Here is an 18,457-nt window from a genome sequence, read left to right on the forward strand (position 1 = left end):
CGCTATCCTGTGCTGGGACCTGATAGACTAATTCAAGCAGACAAATATGACGTTTTCCAGCGTGATTAAATGAATATTCTGTGTCGAAATTAAAAGCGCGGCTAAACCATGAGCTTAGTGATAGATTAAATTTTAGATAACAAAAAAGCGACCAGAAGTCGCTTTTTTCAATATTTGGCGGGCATAAAAATAATAAACGCGTAGAAAAATTACTGCTTAGCGGCTTCGATAATGGCTTTCGCCATTTCATCAGCCACGGCGCCGGTTGTACGGTTCTGCGCATCGGCTTGGCTGAATATTTTCAGCAGCGTGTTGTAAATTTCTTCTACTTTAGCAGTCGATTTTGCTGCGTCGTAATCTTTTTCGAACGACACGTTGATAATGCCGCCTGCGTTAATCACATAGTCTGGCGCGTATAGTATGCCCATTTCTTTCAGTTGTTCACCGTGGCGTACTTCGGCTAATTGGTTGTTGGCACAGCCAGCAACAATTTTGGCTTTCAGTTGCGGTAAGGTCGCATCGTTTAAGGTTGCGCCAAGGGCACAAGGTGCATACACATCCACATCTTGCGCGTAGATTTCTTGAGGTGCGACAACAATGGCACCAAAGTCGGTAGCGACTTTGTCTAATGAGGCTTGATGAATGTCGGTAACAATCAGTTCAGCGCCTTCGTTATGCAAGTGTTTGCACAGATAATAGCCAACGTGACCGACGCCTTGAACGGCGATTTTAAGGCCTTTAAGGCTGTCTAAACCAAGTCTATGTTTAACCGCAGCTTTGATGCCTAAATAAGTGCCAAGGGCTGTGAACGGTGATGGATCGCCACTTTTGCCTTCAAGGCCCGCCATATAAGGGGTTTCTTCATGGGCGATCATAATATCAGCTGTAGTAGTGCCAACATCTTCCGCTGAATAGTAGCGGCCACCTAGGCTGTTAATCAAACGGCCAAAGGCGCGGAATAGGGCTTCGCGATCTTGTCTTTTCGGATCGGCAATGATCACTGATTTGCCACCGCCCATGGTTAAACCTGCTAGGGCATTTTTATAAGTCATGCCACGAGAGAGGCGTAATACGTCAGTAAGGGCTTCATCATCCGATTGGTAGTTCCACATCCTACATCCACCCACGGCAGGACCAAGGTTAGTGTTATGGATGGCGACAATGGCCTTTAAGCCACTTTCTTTATCATGACAGAATACAACCTGTTCATGTTCGTCAAAGGATACATGATTAAATACAGCCACGTGAATTTCTCCGCTATACACAATGAAAAAGCCGACGAGGTGAGCCTCTATCGACTGCTTGTTATATTTATTGCAGAACCATAGCATTTAGCGATACTCTCAACCATGCATAATGACCGAATAAATACATTATTTGTGGCAATTTAGCTTTCCACTTTACGTAAACGTAAGCTTTGCGATTAAGAATGGATTGTACTGAATTTAACGTAACGAATAGAATGAATCGCGTACTGATCCCAAGAATTAGGCTCGCGTTATAACAATAAGATAGGACGGAAGTATGACTGAACAAGCTGTCGACCAAACTCAACAAAATTTATCAGCTGAAGAAATAGAAAAGCTGCGTCAAGAGTGGGTCAGAACTCAATTTCAAAAAGCTAATCGTTTTCTCGCTGAAAAAGGCGTGATCCCAAGCAAAGTCCTAGCCGATGAAAGCCGTTATCTTGCGCCTTATATGGCGATTTGGAAGATGGAATCAAAGCGTCCAAGCAACAAAACCTATTGGGTGATGTCAGGTGATTTACCGTCGGATTTTGTCGATGTGAAAGTGGCGGTGACGGCCCGTGATGCCGTGCGTCATTTCTCTATGATGTGGCAAATGCAGGCGGAAAACTTAGTGCGTTCGGGTGCAACCCGTGATGCCACTCAGGCTAAATTTGCTCAATTATTAGTATCGCGTGCCGAGAGTTTATATCGTATGCACAATGACGATAAACTGTGGAATGCTTAAACTCAAATGAGTTGAGGATTGTATTTAGATAGTATTGAGTTAATACAGTCACTTGTGTTGATTGCTCAAAATAACGGCATAAATAATAAAAAGGCACTCAATTGAGTGCCTTTTTTATATTGATGTTTTATTTACACTTTATATTAAGAACAAGGTCATCGAACAAAGTCGATAGGGCTTATTCTTCACAGTCGCTCAAGTAGTAGAAACCTTGATTGATGAGTTTCAACAGTAAGGCTTGGACTTCTTCATGCTGACATATTTCAGTCGCTTCATCGGCGTTTAAGCAGACGTTATCGCTCAACTGTGCGATAACGTCTGCCGGTGTTTGGGGCAGTTCGTGTACATCACCATTGATGAATAATCGCGGCGTGGCGTCATTTTCAAGGCGCAATACTTTCAAACCACCGATACGGCTGACGCCAGCACCTTGGGCGAAGGCATCTTGTAAATCTTCCATGCTGTAAGCTTCTTCGCCTTCACACAAATCAAGCTCGAAACGGTTTTGACTGAGCAGTTTACCTAACACGATTTGGTAGCTATTGGGATCTTGGCTCAGCTGACTCAAGAGTGACATTATGCCCACTTGATGATCTTGGCTGACGATACCGGCTGAACTCGGCTCAGTTTGCGACGTGAAACGCTGCTGACCTAAGTTATTGTCGAGCAAATAATCGGCGACTTCACTGACCAATTCTTGCTGGCTAGGAGCGCGGAAACCAATCGAGTAACTCATTGCCACAGTTAGGGTTTCGCCGCAGTGTGGGAAACCTGGTGGAATATAAAGCATGTCGCCTTTTTCTAACACTACATCGATAATGGGTGTAAAGTCTTCAACCAGCGGCGAGTTTGGATTGCCGCCACGGCGTTGTTGTGGGGTATTGTCACCCACAGTCCAGCGACGTTCACCTTCGCCTTGAATGATAAACACATCGTAGTTATCGACGTGCGGGCCGACACCACCACTTGGGGTTGCAAATGATGCCATCAAGTCATCGAAGCGCCAGTCAGGTAAAAAGCGTAGAGCTTCAACTAATGGCTGCGAATCTGGATACCAATGGTTGACGGCTTGCACTAATAACTGCCAATGGGTTTCGCCATAGCTGTCGTAATCTTCAAACGGACCTTGCACCACTTCCCAATCATTGTCTTTGGTGACAACGATACGTGAAGAGATTTCTTCTTCACAGGCAAGGCCAGCTAATTCATCGGCGCTGATAGGATCTTCAAATTGCGGAAATGCTTTTTTGATCAACAGGGGTTTCTTTTGCCAGTATTCACTAAGAAACTGGGCGATATCGAGATTGAGTGTATACATAGTGTTAAAAAAGGCGACCACATCGCGGTGATGTGGGTCGCCTTAATCCTTATTTCTGTTTAAGAAAGAGTATTGTCCGTCGCCAATTTCAGTTAATAACTAATTTCAGTCAATAGCTTAATATTAGTTAATCGCCAATTTTAATTAATAACTTACTTCAGTTCGTCGACAAACGTTTCGGCACGACCAATGTAATTGGCTGGCGTCATTTTCTTCAGTTCAGCCTTCACTGAGTCTGGTAATTCAAGTCCGTCAATAAACACTGACAGTTGCTGCGCGTCGATACGTTTACCGCGCGTCAGTTCTTTTAATTTTTCGTATGGCTTTTCAATACCATAACGACGCATTACCGTTTGTACGGGTTCTGCTAACACTTCCCAGTTGTGATCTAACTCATCACGCAGATGCGCTTCGTTAACTTCTAACTTGCTGATACCTTTTAAGGTCGCTTGATACGCGATCAACGCATGGGCAATACCCACACCTAAGTTACGCAGTACTGTCGAGTCAGTTAAGTCACGTTGCCATCTTGATAACGGTAGTTTAGACGCTAAATGTTGCATCAGGGCGTTAGCGATACCTAAGTTACCTTCAGAGTTTTCAAAATCGATTGGGTTAACTTTGTGCGGCATAGTCGATGAACCGATTTCACCGGCGATAGTGCGTTGTTTGAAGTGACCTAGGGCGATGTAACCCCAAATATCACGGTCAAAGTCAATCAGCACAGTGTTGAAACGGGCAACCGCATCAAACAATTCGGCAATGTAATCGTGTGGCTCGATTTGCGTCGTGTAGGCATTCCAGTGCAAGCCAAGGCTAGTCACAAAACGCTCAGACAGCTCATGCCAATTAACTTCAGGATAGGCTGACAGGTGAGCATTGTAGTTACCTACGGCACCATTCAGTTTACCCATGATTTCAACATTGGCGATTTGTTTGATTTGACGTTCAAGGCGCACTGCGACGTTCGCCATTTCTTTACCGAGCGTCGAAGGTGACGCGGGTTGGCCATGGGTACGTGACATTAATGGCACAGAGCGATATTCAATCGCCAGCTTTTTAATTGCCGTCAGTAACTCATTGCAGTAGGGCAGTAAAACATGCTCACGGGCTTCAGTCAGCATTAAACCGTGGCTTAAGTTGTTGATATCTTCAGAAGTACAAGCAAAGTGAACAAACTCACCCACAGCGGCTAATTCGCTATTGCCTGCGATTTTTTCTTTAATGAAGTATTCAACCGCTTTTACATCGTGGTTAGTGGTGCTTTCGATAGCCTTAACACGCAGCGCATCTTGTTCGTTGAAATTGTCTTTAATGCCATCGAGTACGGCGATAGCTGACGCGCTCAATGTTGGCACTTCGCTAATGTCTGGACAGTCGGCTAACAGTTTTAGCCAATTGATTTCAACCTGAACACGGTACTTGGTAAGACCGAACTCGCTGAAAATCCCTCTCAATGACGCGGTTTTACTACCATAACGACCGTCTACCGGAGAGATAGCAGTTAGTGCGGAAAGATCCATGTGTAGCTCCTTGATGAACGCTAATTTTATTATAGGGTAAGACTTTTCTTGGCTGTATCGACTATGGCTTTGCGGGCGAAGACTAAGTGTCGACGTTTACCGCCCAACTGACGCCACAGTACTGCGCTGCGTATAGCGGCAAGCAGCAGAGCACGAATTTTATGTTGTACAATAGGGCGCTGCAAACACACAGGATTACCCGATATTTGGATTTTTGGCCCTAAATTACTGATGATGTCACTGTAAATGCTGGCAAGATTGGCAACGACTTGCTCATCTGTGATGGCAAAATGATGTAGCTGGCGATTCACTTGATTAATACGTTCAGCCAACATGCCTAAGCCACTGTTAGAGCGCACGAGTTTACGCTCAAGGGCAAGCACGCCCACTAAATAGCGGGTGATTTCAACATCTTTTTGACTGCTGTCACCGAGCTGATTCAGGATCAGCTCATAGCCTTTTTGCAATACGATTTTATCTTGGTAGACATCGGGCGTATTGTCAGGATTGGTGACGAGAATGGTGTTTAAGCTCGCTGCGAGCTCGGCATTATCCAATTCGCCATGGCGCGCTAAATGTTGAACTTGGGCAATGGCTTGCAGTATGCCTGCAAACGCCATAGTCCGATTAATGAGTTGCTCGTTCACGCGTTACCCTCGGATTAATTGATCTATGATGCCGCCACCTAGGCAGACTTCACCATCATAAAATACCGCAGACTGCCCAGGCGTCACCGCCGCTACAGGTTCATCGAAGACCACGCGCAAGGTGTGTTCATCTGTGTAGGTTAATGTACAAGGCACATCTTGTTGGCGATAACGGGTTTTCACTGCGATATGACAACCATCGACAGGCCCAGTTCTATCCACCCAATGCAGTTGGTTAACTGTCATGCCGGTCGACATCAAACGGGGATGGTGTCCGCCTTGACCCACGATCAATACGTTACGCTCAAGATCTTTATCGACCACATACCAAGGATCGTCATTGCTGTTTTTCATGCCGCCAATGCCTAAGCCTTTACGTTGGCCTAAGGTGTGGTACATGAGTCCTTGGTGCGTGCCTATGACTTCGCCTTCTGGGGTTTCAATATTGCCAGGCTGCGCCGGTAAATAAGTCCCTAGAAATTCAGTGAACTTGCGCTCACCGATAAAGCAGATGCCAGTACTGTCTTTTTTGTCATGGGTGATTAAGCCCATTTCTTTCGCAATTTCACGAACTTGATGTTTTTCGAGCTCACCGACAGGGAACAGGCTTCGGGTAACTTGCTCATGGCTTAAGGTGTAGAGGAAATAACTTTGATCTTTATTGCCATCAACGCCGCGGAGCATTTGCGTACTGCCATCGCTATTATCGCGGCGGCGCACATAGTGGCCCATTGCGATGTAATCGGCGTCGAGGATTTCATCGGCAAATTCTAAAAATGCCTTAAATTTGATTTCTTTGTTGCACATGATATCGGGATTTGGCGTGCGGCCGGCTTTGTATTCGGCGAGGAAATACTCAAATACATTGTCCCAATATTCGGCAGCAAAGTTGACTGTATGTAGCTTGATCCCGAGCTTGTCGCATACGGCTTGGGCATCTTTTAAATCTTCTGCGGCCGCGCAGTACTCGTTGTTGTCATCTTCTTCCCAGTTCTTCATGAAAAGGCCTTCAACCTGATAGCCTTGCTGCATAAGCAAATAGGCTGAAACAGATGAATCTACACCGCCGGACATGCCGACAATGACTTTTTTTCCTGTATGAGTGGGTTCGATTGATGTCATAAATCCTAAAAACCATTGAGTATGTGTGTTGGCTAGGTGGATGAATTTAAGCCGCGACATTGAGCGCGTAACAAAAATACCTAACCTAACTAAAAATATGGGCTAACTAAAAAACCAAGCTCACTTTAAATCCAAGCTCACTTTACATCTAGGTGCTGTGCTGCTGATTGCTAAATCAAACTTTTCCAGCGCTATCAAATAAAATGAGTCCGCAAACTGTCAGTAAACCTCGCATTTACGGCCAACTATTTATTTGCTGTACAAGGCCTCTGCAGTAGCACACGCATTAAGCTTAACCAGCCATTTATGCGGGGCGGTATTCTATCACGCCTTGCTCGCTTGGGCTATCGTGAGGCGGTCACTATTGAGTAAGCTAAGGGGATAAGTTTGGCCATTTTGTGCCTGATTGAGATAGTCTTTTAAGCAATCGAGTACTAAGGGGCTGCGCAGTAAAGATGGCATGGCTTCTATCTGCGCAAGACTTAACCAATGCGCACTATGGATCGCTTTATCCTGCGGCGCAGGTGAGGGCATATCATCTAACTGCACGAAAAAAGTAAAGCGCACAAAGGCTAAGTCTTCACTGGCGCTAAGTTGATAAATGCCGACGAGTCCTTGGGCTTTGAGTGATAACCCCGTTTCTTCAAACACTTCGCGCTCACAGGCTTGGATCAAGCTTTCATTCGCTTCTAAGTGACCCGCGGGTTGATTAAAGCGTTGCTCGCCTTCAATCCACTCTTCTACCATCAGATATTTGTCCTGTGAAGTTGCATGAACAATACAAGCGACGGTCACATTGGGTTTATATCTTTGACTCATGGAGCCTCCTTTGAGTGGATTTGAATGAAGAAAGTAGGCTGAAATTTAGACTTCATCACCGAGACGGATACATTTGTGCTCACCCGATGGCAAATTATCTAGACTCCATTGGCCTATTTTATAACGGATTAATCTTAAGGTCGGAAAACCGATATGCGCTGTCATGCGTCTGACTTGGCGGTTGCGGCCTTCATGAATTTGGATTTCTAGCCAAGTTGTTGGGATATTTTTGCGCTCTCTCACCGGTGGATTACGTGGCCAAATGTCGGGTGAATCCATGATTTTGACTTTAGCAGGCAGCGTCATACCATCATTTAATTCAACACCTTGGCGCAGTTTTGTCAGTACATCTTCCGTCGGAACGCCTTCTACTTGCACCCAATAGGTTTTAAAGGTTTTCTTTTTTGGCTCTGTCAGCCTTGTCTGTAATTGACCGTCATTAGTCAGCAACAACAAGCCCTCACTGTCTCTGTCTAAGCGGCCTGCGGCATACACGTCAGCAATGGGAATGTAGTCTTTTAGGGTTTTACGACCTTGTTCATCGGTAAACTGGCAAAGTACATCAAAAGGCTTATTAAACAGCACGATAATTGGTGCGAGCGTTTGACTCTGCACCGGTTTTGCCGCCGCAATTGCGCGTCGATTAGGATTTTTAAAGGGTTCTTTCTTTAAACTGCCATTGGCATTTCGTGCTGGCGCCACTTTGCTATCTACGGCGGTAGCGCGGTTGGCAGGGCCTCTGCTGGCGGGCTTAGCGGGTTTAATCGGGCTCTTGGCTGGGGAACTTGCGCTGGCATTGGCACCTTTAGGTTGAAACTTGTTTTTGTTCATACTTTTGCTAACAGGAGGTTGAGACACGCTTACCTGACTTGATTGAGTCGTTAATGTGGTCATAGTGTACTTGGCATTCGCCGTTAGTGGAATTTGAATATTATTGCGAATGCTCTATGATGTCGGCCAGAAAATGTGATCTGTGCCTAAATGTTTATTAGGTTTTAATGAGTCGTTGTAACAAATTTTAGCTTGCGCGCAAAGACAGAAGGGCATTGAGAATTTGAAAGATGAGGGCGTGGTCGATTGCCTTGATTGATATTTTCCCTGTGCTCAGATTTGTTCGCCATGCTATAAAATTATTATAAAAAATATTAAATTTTACAATAATGTAGGATGTAACATGAAAGATAACTCATCAACAATTATTTACACTGAAACAGACGAAGCGCCAGCACTGGCCACCCTCTCACTCTTACCTATTATCAGAACGTTTACCGACGCCGCGGGCGTTGCGGTTGAAACCCGTGATATCTCGTTATCGGGCCGTATTATTGCCAGTTTCCCTGAGCAACTGACCGAAGCACAAAAGATTGGCGACCATCTGACAGAGCTTGGCGAGTTAGCGAATCAGCCAGAAGCGAACATCATCAAGTTACCGAATATCAGTGCTTCGATCCCACAATTAAAAGCCTGTATCCTTGAACTGCAGCAAAAAGGTTACGACATCCCTAATTATCCGGATGAGCCAAAAACCGACGCTGAAAAGTCAATTAAAACCCGTTACGACAAGATCAAAGGTAGTGCGGTAAACCCAGTACTGCGTGAAGGTAACTCAGATCGCCGTGCCCCATTATCGGTGAAAAACTTCGCCAAGAAAAACCCGCATTCCATGGGGAAATGGGCCAAAGATTCCAAGTCACATGTTGCTCACATGACTGACGGCGATTTCTACGGCAGCGAGCAGTCTGTCACTTTATCTGATGCGGGCAGCGTGAATATCGTGCTGACCCAAAAAGATGGTCAAGAAGTGGTGCTCAAATCGGGTCTTAAGCTGCTGGCTGGCGAAATTATCGATGCTGCGGTGTTGAGTAAAAAAGCCTTAGTGAGCTTCTATGAGCGTGAAATCGAAAACGCCAAAGCTGAAGATGTGCTGTTATCGCTGCATCTGAAAGCCACTATGATGAAAGTGTCTGATCCTATTATGTTTGGTCACGCTGTGAAGGTCTTCTTCAAGCCAGTATTTGACAAACATGCGGCGCTTTTCGCTGAATTAGGCGTTGATGTTAACAACGGTTTTGGTGATGTTTATGCCAAGATCGCGACATTACCTGCTGATAGCCGCGCCGAAGTCGAAGCCGATATCGCCGCCGTTTACGCTGCGCGTCCCGCATTGGCTATGGTTGATTCTGACAAAGGTATCACCAACTTACACGTGCCAAGCGACATCATTATCGATGCGTCTATGCCTGCTGCGATTCGTTCATCTGGCCAAATGTGGGGACCAGACGGTCAACTGCATGACACTAAAGCCATGATCCCAGATCGTTGTTATGCCGGTATCTACCAAGAAACGATTGCTTTTTGTAAAGAGCACGGCGCTTTTGATCCTAAAACCATGGGCAGCGTGCCAAACGTGGGCTTGATGGCGCAAAAAGCCGAAGAGTACGGCAGCCACGATAAGACCTTTGAAATTCCTGCTGACGGTGTGGTCAACGTTGTTGATGCCAGCGGTAAGGTATTGATGAGCCATAACGTCGAAGCGGGCGATATCTGGAGAATGTGTCAAGTTAAAGACGCACCAATCCGTGATTGGGTTAAACTGGCCGTGCGCCGTGCCCGTTTAAGCAATACTCCAGCGGTATTCTGGTTAGATAGCAAACGTGCCCACGATGCGCAAATCATTGCAAAAGTGCAGCAGTATCTGCCAGAGCATGATACTGATGGCTTAGACATCAGCATTATGTCTCCAGAAGACGCGACGCGTTTGTCTTTGGCTCGCATCAAAGAAGGCAAAGATACCATTTCAGTTACGGGTAACGTTCTACGTGACTACCTGACTGACTTGTTCCCCATCCTCGAGCTAGGCACCAGTGCCAAAATGCTGTCAATCGTTCCATTAATGAACGGCGGCGGTCTATTTGAAACAGGTGCGGGCGGTAGTGCACCTAAACACGTGCAACAGCTTGAGAAAGAAGGCCACTTACGTTGGGATTCGCTCGGTGAATTCTTGGCTCTGGCGGCGTCTTTAGAGCATTTAAGTCAAACCGTAGGCAATCCAAAAGCCCAAGTGTTAGCCGATACTTTAGATCAAGCCATTGGCCTATTCTTAGATGGCAACAAATCGCCATCAAGAAGAGTCGGTGAGTTAGACAACCGTGGCAGCCATTTCTACTTAGCCATGTACTGGGCACAAGCCTTAGCTGCGCAAACGGGCGATGAGCAGTTACAAGCTCACTTCATTCCGTTAGCGCATGCGCTAGCGGCGAATGAGCAAGTGATTGTGGCTGAATTAGCGACGGCACAAGGTGCACCAGTCGATTTAGGCGGTTACTACCGTTTAGATGCGGCTAAGGCTGAAAAAGCCATGCGCCCAAGCGAGACGTTGAACAAGCTGTTGATTGCTTAATTTAGCTCATTATCACTTTTAGATGGTGTGCGCGTGTGGGCCATCTAAGCTGATGTAAAGTTGTAAGTCATTAGACTGATTTTAAAAAAGGGTCTGCATTGCAGATCCTTTTTTATACCCTAAATTTGCTGTCGAGACCGATGATAAAAACTTTTTGCAGGGATGCAATGGATGGTCTGCGGCGATTGATCTTGAATTAAATTCATGCGTAATGCTGACAAGCGATGGAGCATTAAGTGGTGGGGATTGATAAAACACGCAGCAATAAAAAGGCAGGGACAAGTCCCTGCCTTTTAGATCATTGGCCTCACCAAACGTTATTTTGTTGGTGAAATGGCTGAAGCGTGCATCCCTTTTGGACCGGCTTCTACTTCAAATTGAACGGGTTGGCCTGCTTTTAGAGTTCGATAGCCTTCCATTTCAATGGTAGAATAGTGTGCAAAAACGTCCTCACCACCTTGATCAGGGCAAATAAACCCGAATCCTTTGGCGTTGTTGAACCATTTAACAGTTCCGCTTGCCATACTTCCACTTCCTTCTGTTGTCTACTTACCAGTAAGATAGTAAAACCTGTATAGACGGGTATTCGTTCACCGTCTGCACAACAGAATGTAAGGAGTAAAAGCGGAAGTCAAGCTAAAATTAACAAAGGGGTAACAACTGATTAATTTGAACGGATCAATTGGAAGAGGCCAACACGAGAGGCTAGTATTAAAAAATGACAAAGATAGGAAATATTGAACACGTTGAAGAACGTGTCGAATCAGAGTTAATGCCGCCTTCGATGTATAAGGTGGTACTCAATAATGATGATTACACCCCAATGGATTTTGTGATTGAAGTTTTGCAGGTTTTCTTTCGCAAGAACGAGCAGGAAGCGACCGATATCATGTTGACTATCCATCACCAAGGAAAAGGAATTTGCGGTATTTTCCCGTTTGGGATTGCAGAAACTAAGGTGATACAAGTAAATCAATTTGCAAGACAAAACCAACATCCGTTACTGTGTTCGTTAGAGAAAGCGTAAAACCGCTTTACTCTGTAGTCTGTTGTTAATTTTGGGGGTGCTTATGCTGAACAAAGATCTGGAAGTCACCTTAAATCTGGCGTTTCAGCAAGCCAGAGACGCGCGTCACGAGTATATGACAGTGGAACATCTGTTATTAGCTCTGATCGACAATCCTGCGGCTCAAGAAGCGTTAATCGCCTGTGGAGCGAATCTAGATAAACTCAGAGATGAAGTGGCAAGCTTTATCCAACAAACAACCCCAATCATTGCCGATATTGATGATGACAAAGAAACTCAGCCGACGCTTGGGTTCCAGCGAGTGCTGCAACGGGCAGTATTCCATGTGCAGTCATCGGGTCGCAATGAAGTGAACGGCGCTAACGTGTTAGTCGCCATTTTCAGTGAGCAAGAATCCCAAGCTGTGTATTTACTGCGCCGCTGCGACATTAGTCGCCTAGACGTAGTGAATTTTATTTCCCATGGTTTCGCCAAAAATGATGATGCTGAGTCACATCAAGATCAAGAACGTGTTGAAGATCAGGGCGAAGGCAGCGAAGAGCGCAGTATGTTGTCGCAATTTGCGTCCAACTTAAATCAACTTGCAAAGCAAGGGATCATCGACCCACTGATTGGTCGCGACCAAGAAATTGAGCGCGCGATTCAAACCCTGTGCCGTCGCCGTAAAAATAATCCACTGTTAGTGGGTGAGGCGGGTGTAGGTAAAACGGCGATTGCCGAAGGGTTGGCGTATCGCATTGTCAATAAACAAGTACCCGATGTAATGCTTGAAGCGACAGTGTATTCCTTAGATTTAGGTTCACTGCTGGCGGGAACTAAGTATCGCGGTGACTTTGAAAAACGCTTTAAGAACCTGTTAAAAGAACTGGCGGCGGATAAGCATGCCATCCTATTCATCGATGAGATCCACACCATTATCGGTGCGGGCGCGGCCTCTGGCGGCGTAATGGATGCCTCTAATCTACTGAAACCTTTGCTATCTAGCGGTAACTTGCGCTGCATGGGCTCGACAACTTTCCAAGAATATCAAAGTATTTTTGAGAAAGACCGCGCACTTGCACGTCGTTTCCAAAAGGTGGATATTAATGAGCCTTCAGTGGAAGAAACCACTAAGATTTTGATGGGGCTTAAGTCTAAATACGAAGAATATCATGGGGTTCGTTATACTCAGGCCGCGATCAGCTGCGCTGCAGTATTGTCGGCCAAGCACATCAACGACAGGCATTTACCCGATAAAGCCATCGATGTGATTGATGAAGCGGGTGCGCGTATGGTGATGCTGCCTATGAGTAAACGTAAAAAGACCATAGGCCAAGCCGAGATTGAGTCGATTGTGGCGAAAATGGCACGTATCCCTGAGAAGTCGGTATCCGCTACTGATAAGGACTTACTGCGTAACCTTGAGCGTAACCTTAAGATGGTGGTCTTTGGCCAAGATAAGGCCATTGAGAGTCTGAGTTCGGCCATTCGCTTATCGCGCAGTGGCTTAGGTGCTGACCGAAAACCTGTGGGGAGCTTCTTATTCGCGGGTCCCACCGGTGTGGGTAAAACCGAAGTCACTAACCAACTGGCCAACTGCTTGGGGATGAAACTGGTGCGCTTTGACATGTCTGAGTACATGGAAAGCCATACAGTGTCACGCCTGATTGGTGCGCCTCCTGGTTATGTGGGTTATGACCAAGGTGGCTTGCTCACCGATGCTGTGATTAAAAATCCGCACTGTGTCGTGCTATTGGATGAAATTGAGAAGGCCCACCGTGATGTCTATAACCTGCTGTTGCAGGTGATGGATCACGGTACTTTGACCGATAACAATGGTCGTAAGGCTGACTTCAGACATGTGACTTTGGTGATGACCACTAACGCGGGTGTACAGGAGACTATTCGTAAGTCTATTGGCTTTACCCAGCAAGATCACACCCAAGATGCATTATCTGAAATTAATCGAGTATTTTCGCCAGAATTTCGAAATCGTCTCGATTCCATCATTTGGTTCAATCATTTGGATATGACGATTATCGCCAAAGTGGTCGATAAATTCTTGGTGGAATTGCAGGCACAGTTGGATGCAAAACACGTTACTTTGGAAGTCAGCGACGAAGCCAGAACCTTGTTGGCCGAGAAAGGCTACGATAAGAACATGGGTGCACGTCCAATGGCTCGGGTCGTGACCGAATTGATCAAACGTCCATTGGCAGACGAGATCTTATTTGGTGTCTTAGAGTCAGGCGGTGTTGCGTATGTGGATGTGAAGGAGGGCGAGATTGTCATTCGTACCGAACGTCACGAAAAAGCCACAACAAAAGCTTAATGCTTGATTATCCGTTAGTTTTAGACATAAAAATGGCTGCAATTGCAGCCATTTTTTTCATCTTTCGCAAACAAAAAAACCCGGCCTTGCCGGGTTTTTAAATCTAAGAGGCTATATCAGCGTGCGCGGAAGACAATGCGACCTTTGGTCAGATCATAAGGAGTCAGCTGGACGGTAACTTTATCGCCAGTGAGGATCCGGATGTAGTTTTTACGCATTTTGCCTGAAATGTGGGCTATCACCACATGACCATTTTCAAGCTCTACACGAAACATTGTGTTTGGCAAGGTTTCAAGGATAGTGCCTTGCATTTCAATGTTGTCTTCTTTCGCCATTAATTAATTATCCCATTAGCCTTCGAATATAAAAAACGGGCGTATCATGCCCCAAATTCCCCCCGCTGTAAAGGGGAAGTACTTAGCAAACTTGGGAATACTCCCAGCCCGTCGGTGTCAGAATTTGATAAGGGCGATACAAACGCTTGTAAGACATCTTACGGTTTTCATCTATTTGATATCCGAGATAAACAAATTCTTTATTCATGAGTTTCGCCAGTCGACACTGAATTAAAATTAACAGTGCGCCGAGGGAGCGATGTTCTTCGTCGGGGTCAAAATAGCTGTAAATTGCCGAAAGACTATTGGGCAAACAATCAGTGACCGCAACTGCCAATAATTTATTTCCATCATAGACTTCGATAAATGTTGGCGGTAACCAATGGCAAAAAAGAAAGTGATTATATTGATCTTCACTCGGGGGAAACATGGGGCCGTCAAAATGTCGCCCACGAATGTAATGTTCATATAGCGTATATTGCTCGGCGGTTTGCTCCGATGTTATTCGCCAGGTCAGATCTTGGTTTTTTGCTAAAGTGCGTTTTTGGCGTTTCGATGGGACAAATTCATGCGTTGGTACACGGATTGGTTGGCATGCACTGCATCTAGGGCAACGTGGTTTGTAGATAGAGCTACCACTGCGGCGAAAACCCACTGCGAGCAAACGCTCAAATAAAATGGGATCGAGCGTATCTTCTTGGATGACGAGTAGCTGCTCCTGCTGGCCATCAAGGTAGCTGCAGGGAAATATTTGACTGATACCGATAGCGATCGATGCTTTACTCGAGTTCAAGGATGACCTCTTTAGTGGCCCAAGTATTTGGGTCCACGGGATTGTTTCTCAGTTCGCTCAGTAACGTTATAAAATCAATGCGTTTAATAGCTTTAGCTCCCAAACTTTCTAGGTGGGGATTCATCACTTGTGCGTCGATGAGTTTGAATCCCATCTTGAGTAAATGTTGTTGCAGTGCTGCAACGGCGGCCTTGGACGCATTGGTTTTACGGTGAAACATGGATTCGCCGCAAAATACTTGGCCGATCGCTAAGCCGTAAAGCCCACCGATTAAACGTTCACCTTCCCACACTTCAATGGAGTGGGCATGACCTGTGTGATGCAATTCGCGATAGGCCATTTGAATTTCTTGGGTGATCCAAGTGCCGCTCTGTTTTTCTCTTGGCTGCGCGCATCCAGCCATCACATCGGTGAAAGCGTGATTGATTGTGATCCGCCAAGGTTGTTTTTTTAAGTATTTACGCAGGCTGGTGCTGATATGAATTTCACCTGGAATAAACACGGCGCGGGGATCTGGTGACCACCATAGGATGGGATCGTCAGAATTAAACCAAGGAAAAATACCGTTGTAGTAAGCAGAGAGTAAACGTTCAGGACGTAAGTCGCCGCCGATAGCCAATAAACCATTAGGATCGGTTAAGGCGTGCTCGGGCGAAGGAAAAGCGTCAAATTCGTGATTCAGGAAAGACAGTGACTTCACAATTGAGTATGATTTAGTTATAGACCTTATTATTAAGTTAGCGGAAATTCAGATATGTGGAAACCTACTCTAGCAAGCTTTATGTTTATTTTTGCTTTTATCATCAGCCCCGCTAATGCTGGCTATGATCGCAATCAAGCCGTGCCAGTTGAGAAAGTACTCTATGGCGATATCACTTCGGTACGTAATATCACCGAAACCCAGTTAATTGAAGACCGTAATCAAGGTTGGAAAACCTTCGGTGGCGCCTTAGCGGGTGGGGTGATTGGTAATCAGTTTGGTGGCGGGTCGGGTCGAGATGTTGCGACGATTTTAGGTGCCTTGATTGGTGGGGGTATCGGTAACCGTTATGGCAGCGGTACTAGCGTGCAATCGTTTAAGCTGGTGGAACTGATGATCAATCAAGAAGATGGTACTCAGGTCATGGTGATCCAAGATTACGATGCTGGCATGACGTTTAACGCGGGTGACAGAGTTCGAGTGGTGTACCTGCAAGGTGGCGTGCGTGTTGATATCGCGATGTAAGCGATTGTCTCATCTTGAATAAGTGCTCATCTTCAGTAAATGGTCATCTAGAGTAACGGACGGTAATGCAATGACACGGACAGAACTAAGCCAATATTTAGCCGATTTTTTACATGTGTCGGCCTTTAAGGATTACGCACCCAATGGGCTGCAGGTAGAAGGCAAGGATGAGATCCGAACCTTAGTCACGGGCGTGACAGCTTGTCAGGCCTTGATCGATGAAGCGATTCGATTAAACGCCGATGCGATATTGGTTCATCACGGCTTTTTTTGGAAGAATGAGCCTGAAGTGATCACAGGCATGAAACAACGCCGAATTAAGGCGCTGCTCAAGCATGATATTAGCTTGTTTGGATATCATTTACCCTTAGATGCCCACCCAATGCTCGGTAATAACGCGACTTTGGGGAGACAGCTTGGGATCATTGACGCAGAAGCCATCGAAGAGGTGGCTCAGGGGCTACTGTGGCGTGGAAAACTTGATCTTGCAGTCAGTGCTAGCGAATTTTCTCACACCCTTGAGAATGCGTTAGGCAGAGCCCCACTGCACATTGGTGATAGCGATGCAAAGATCCAACATGTAGCTTGGTGTACTGGTGGCGCACAGGATTATATCGATGTTGCGGCGAGTTTAGGTGTGGATGCGTTTATCAGTGGTGAAGTGTCCGAGCGAACGTTTCACAGTGCGGTAGAGCAGGGCATACATTATTTTGCGGCGGGACACCATGCGACAGAACGTTTTGGTATTCAAGCCTTAGGTCGTTATCTCGCCCGCGAGTTTGATCTCGTGCACCATTTTGTGGATATCATCAATCCGGTCTAATCCATTCATAAAGCGGCTTATGATGACCATCTAACTGTTTTATTCCTAAACGAAAGGCGAGCATGGCTCGCCTTTTTTATTGTGGTTTTATTGTTACTTATAGTCACTCAAATCCGTTCCTCTAGCGTTTGTGCAATCAGCTCTTAGCTGCTGCTAGATTAGCTCCAAAGTGGACAATATAAAGATGCCTAAGGTGCACGTGATCAGCGAGCAGACTGTGGTTAGCGCAATAATATTGGCCGCAAGGGGCGCATTGCCACCCATGGCGCGCGCCATCACATAGCTTGCGGCTGCGGTGGGTGCAGAACTCATTAAAAAAACCAGTGCTAACTCAATCCCTCGATAACCCAACAGCAAGGCCCCAATAGTGATAAAAAGCGGGGCAAAGATCAGTTTCAATGCGGTCGAGAACCAAGTTGTATGCTTTTCATGTTTGAGTGAACCAATATCGAGCGAGCCGCCGGTACACAGTAGCGCTAATGGCAGGGTCATATTGGCAAAGTATTGTCCCGCATCGAGCACCATTTTCGGTACTGGAATAGCAAGCAAATAGAACAACATGCCTGCCATAATGGCAATGATCAACGGGTTTTTGGTGATGGTCTTGATGATCACGCCAAATGCACGTTGGCTGGATTCTTCGCCTTTAGGGCTTAGGCAAATAACCGCTTGAATGTTATACAGCAGCGTCATCGAGGCAACATAGACCGCGGCTAAGGCAACACCAGAACTCCCATAGGCGTTGGAAACATAAGCTAAGCCGATAATGGCGGTATTGGCCCGAAAACCCCCTTGAATGATCACACCTTGGTCTTTGTGCTTGGGAAATAGCCGCCCAGTTGCATAGGTGGAGAGTATAAAAAACAGGAAATTGGCCGCTAAACCATAGCCAATCAAGGGTGCACTGGAGGCGAGATCGTGATTTGAGCTAATGATGCTAAGGAACAGCAAGGCTGGCAGCGTCACGTTAAAGACTAATTTTGATGCGACATCAATAAAGTTTTCATTGATGATTTGGGTGCGTTTTAGGATCACACCGAGCGCTAACATCAAACAGATGGGGCCCGTAATCGAGGCCGAAAACAGCAACTGCTCAACGATATTTCCCATAACGACTCCTCGAGTTATTCATTTAGCACT

General features: G+C 45.9%; 18 protein-coding genes. 6 read left to right on the forward strand and 12 right to left on the reverse strand.

The window, feature by feature from the left end:
* Positions 1-209: 209 nt before the first annotated feature.
* Positions 210-1,244: a Glu/Leu/Phe/Val dehydrogenase dimerization domain-containing protein gene (locus L5M51_RS06155; RefSeq protein WP_028759730.1), complete on the reverse strand. Its 1,035-nt coding sequence runs from the start codon at positions 1,242-1,244 to the stop codon at positions 210-212.
* Between the two features lie 280 nt (positions 1,245-1,524).
* Here L5M51_RS06155 and L5M51_RS06160 point away from each other — a divergent pair, with 280 nt between their 5' ends.
* Entirely contained in the window at positions 1,525-1,974 is a 450-nt protein-coding gene (locus L5M51_RS06160; RefSeq protein WP_263148397.1) for a DUF4826 family protein, read from the forward strand.
* A gap of 178 nt (positions 1,975-2,152) precedes the next feature.
* On the opposite strand, the gene L5M51_RS06165 is transcribed toward L5M51_RS06160, so the two are convergent.
* The 6 genes from L5M51_RS06165 to rluE all read right to left on the reverse strand — a co-directional run bounded on the left by L5M51_RS06165 (position 2,153) and on the right by rluE (position 8,234).
* A complete protein-coding gene (locus L5M51_RS06165) occupies positions 2,153-3,292 on the reverse strand; it encodes a cupin domain-containing protein (RefSeq protein ID WP_263148398.1) in 1,140 nt (379 codons plus the stop codon).
* Positions 3,293-3,444: 152 nt separating this feature from the next.
* A complete protein-coding gene (gene purB / locus L5M51_RS06170; RefSeq protein WP_113940534.1) occupies positions 3,445-4,815 on the reverse strand; it encodes an adenylosuccinate lyase in 1,371 nt (456 codons plus the stop codon).
* A gap of 29 nt (positions 4,816-4,844) precedes the next feature.
* Positions 4,845-5,462 (reverse strand): high frequency lysogenization protein HflD, encoded by a 618-nt coding sequence (gene hflD / locus L5M51_RS06175; protein WP_113940535.1) that lies wholly within the window; start codon positions 5,460-5,462, stop codon positions 4,845-4,847.
* A gap of 3 nt (positions 5,463-5,465) precedes the next feature.
* Complete coding sequence (gene mnmA / locus L5M51_RS06180) at positions 5,466-6,584, reverse strand: tRNA 2-thiouridine(34) synthase MnmA (protein WP_263148399.1); 1,119 nt, start codon at positions 6,582-6,584, stop codon at positions 5,466-5,468.
* Positions 6,585-6,908: 324 nt separating this feature from the next.
* On the reverse strand, positions 6,909-7,403 hold the full coding sequence (locus L5M51_RS06185; RefSeq protein WP_212600198.1) for an NUDIX hydrolase: 495 nt from the start codon (positions 7,401-7,403) through the stop codon (positions 6,909-6,911).
* 45 nt (positions 7,404-7,448) lie between these two features.
* Positions 7,449-8,234, reverse strand: a complete 786-nt coding sequence (rluE, locus tag L5M51_RS06190; protein WP_263171972.1) for a 23S rRNA pseudouridine(2457) synthase RluE — start codon at positions 8,232-8,234, stop codon at positions 7,449-7,451.
* Positions 8,235-8,577: 343 nt separating this feature from the next.
* Between rluE and L5M51_RS06195 the strand changes: the two genes are divergently transcribed.
* Positions 8,578-10,803: an NADP-dependent isocitrate dehydrogenase gene (locus L5M51_RS06195; RefSeq protein WP_263148400.1), complete on the forward strand. Its 2,226-nt coding sequence runs from the start codon at positions 8,578-8,580 to the stop codon at positions 10,801-10,803.
* 317 nt (positions 10,804-11,120) lie between these two features.
* On the opposite strand, the gene cspD is transcribed toward L5M51_RS06195, so the two are convergent.
* Positions 11,121-11,327: a cold shock domain-containing protein CspD gene (gene cspD / locus L5M51_RS06200; RefSeq protein ID WP_006081937.1), complete on the reverse strand. Its 207-nt coding sequence runs from the start codon at positions 11,325-11,327 to the stop codon at positions 11,121-11,123.
* A gap of 194 nt (positions 11,328-11,521) precedes the next feature.
* Between cspD and clpS the strand changes: the two genes are divergently transcribed.
* Positions 11,522-11,830 (forward strand): ATP-dependent Clp protease adapter ClpS, encoded by a 309-nt coding sequence (clpS, locus tag L5M51_RS06205; RefSeq protein ID WP_263171973.1) that lies wholly within the window; start codon positions 11,522-11,524, stop codon positions 11,828-11,830.
* A 43-nt stretch (positions 11,831-11,873) separates the two neighbouring features.
* The gene (gene clpA, locus L5M51_RS06210; RefSeq protein WP_105252671.1) at positions 11,874-14,141 is read left to right on the forward strand and encodes an ATP-dependent Clp protease ATP-binding subunit ClpA; all 2,268 of its coding nucleotides are present in this window, start codon (positions 11,874-11,876) and stop codon (positions 14,139-14,141) included.
* Positions 14,142-14,257: 116 nt separating this feature from the next.
* On the opposite strand, the gene infA is transcribed toward clpA, so the two are convergent.
* The 3 genes from infA to aat all read right to left on the reverse strand — a co-directional run bounded on the left by infA (position 14,258) and on the right by aat (position 15,969).
* Positions 14,258-14,476: a translation initiation factor IF-1 gene (gene infA / locus L5M51_RS06215; protein WP_006081934.1), complete on the reverse strand. Its 219-nt coding sequence runs from the start codon at positions 14,474-14,476 to the stop codon at positions 14,258-14,260.
* 82 nt (positions 14,477-14,558) lie between these two features.
* Positions 14,559-15,269, reverse strand: coding sequence for an arginyltransferase (locus L5M51_RS06220; protein WP_263171974.1), 711 nt, complete (start codon positions 15,267-15,269; stop codon positions 14,559-14,561).
* Positions 15,256-15,969: a leucyl/phenylalanyl-tRNA--protein transferase gene (aat, locus tag L5M51_RS06225; RefSeq protein ID WP_113940541.1), complete on the reverse strand. Its 714-nt coding sequence runs from the start codon at positions 15,967-15,969 to the stop codon at positions 15,256-15,258. Before aat ends, L5M51_RS06220 begins: the two co-directional genes overlap by 14 nt.
* A 54-nt stretch (positions 15,970-16,023) precedes the next feature.
* On the opposite strand from aat, the gene L5M51_RS06230 reads away from it, so the two are divergent.
* Entirely contained in the window at positions 16,024-16,494 is a 471-nt protein-coding gene (locus tag L5M51_RS06230) for a glycine zipper 2TM domain-containing protein (RefSeq protein ID WP_028759742.1), read from the forward strand.
* Between the two features lie 70 nt (positions 16,495-16,564).
* Entirely contained in the window at positions 16,565-17,317 is a 753-nt protein-coding gene (locus tag L5M51_RS06235) for a Nif3-like dinuclear metal center hexameric protein (RefSeq protein WP_263171975.1), read from the forward strand.
* Between the two features lie 153 nt (positions 17,318-17,470).
* On the opposite strand, the gene L5M51_RS06240 is transcribed toward L5M51_RS06235, so the two are convergent.
* Positions 17,471-18,427, reverse strand: coding sequence for an AEC family transporter (locus tag L5M51_RS06240; RefSeq protein WP_263171976.1), 957 nt, complete (start codon positions 18,425-18,427; stop codon positions 17,471-17,473).
* Positions 18,428-18,457 lie beyond the last annotated feature (30 nt).

It is taken from the genome of Shewanella sp. SM73 (assembly GCF_025653795.1).
Classification (GTDB): Bacteria; Pseudomonadota; Gammaproteobacteria; order Enterobacterales; family Shewanellaceae; genus Shewanella; species Shewanella oncorhynchi.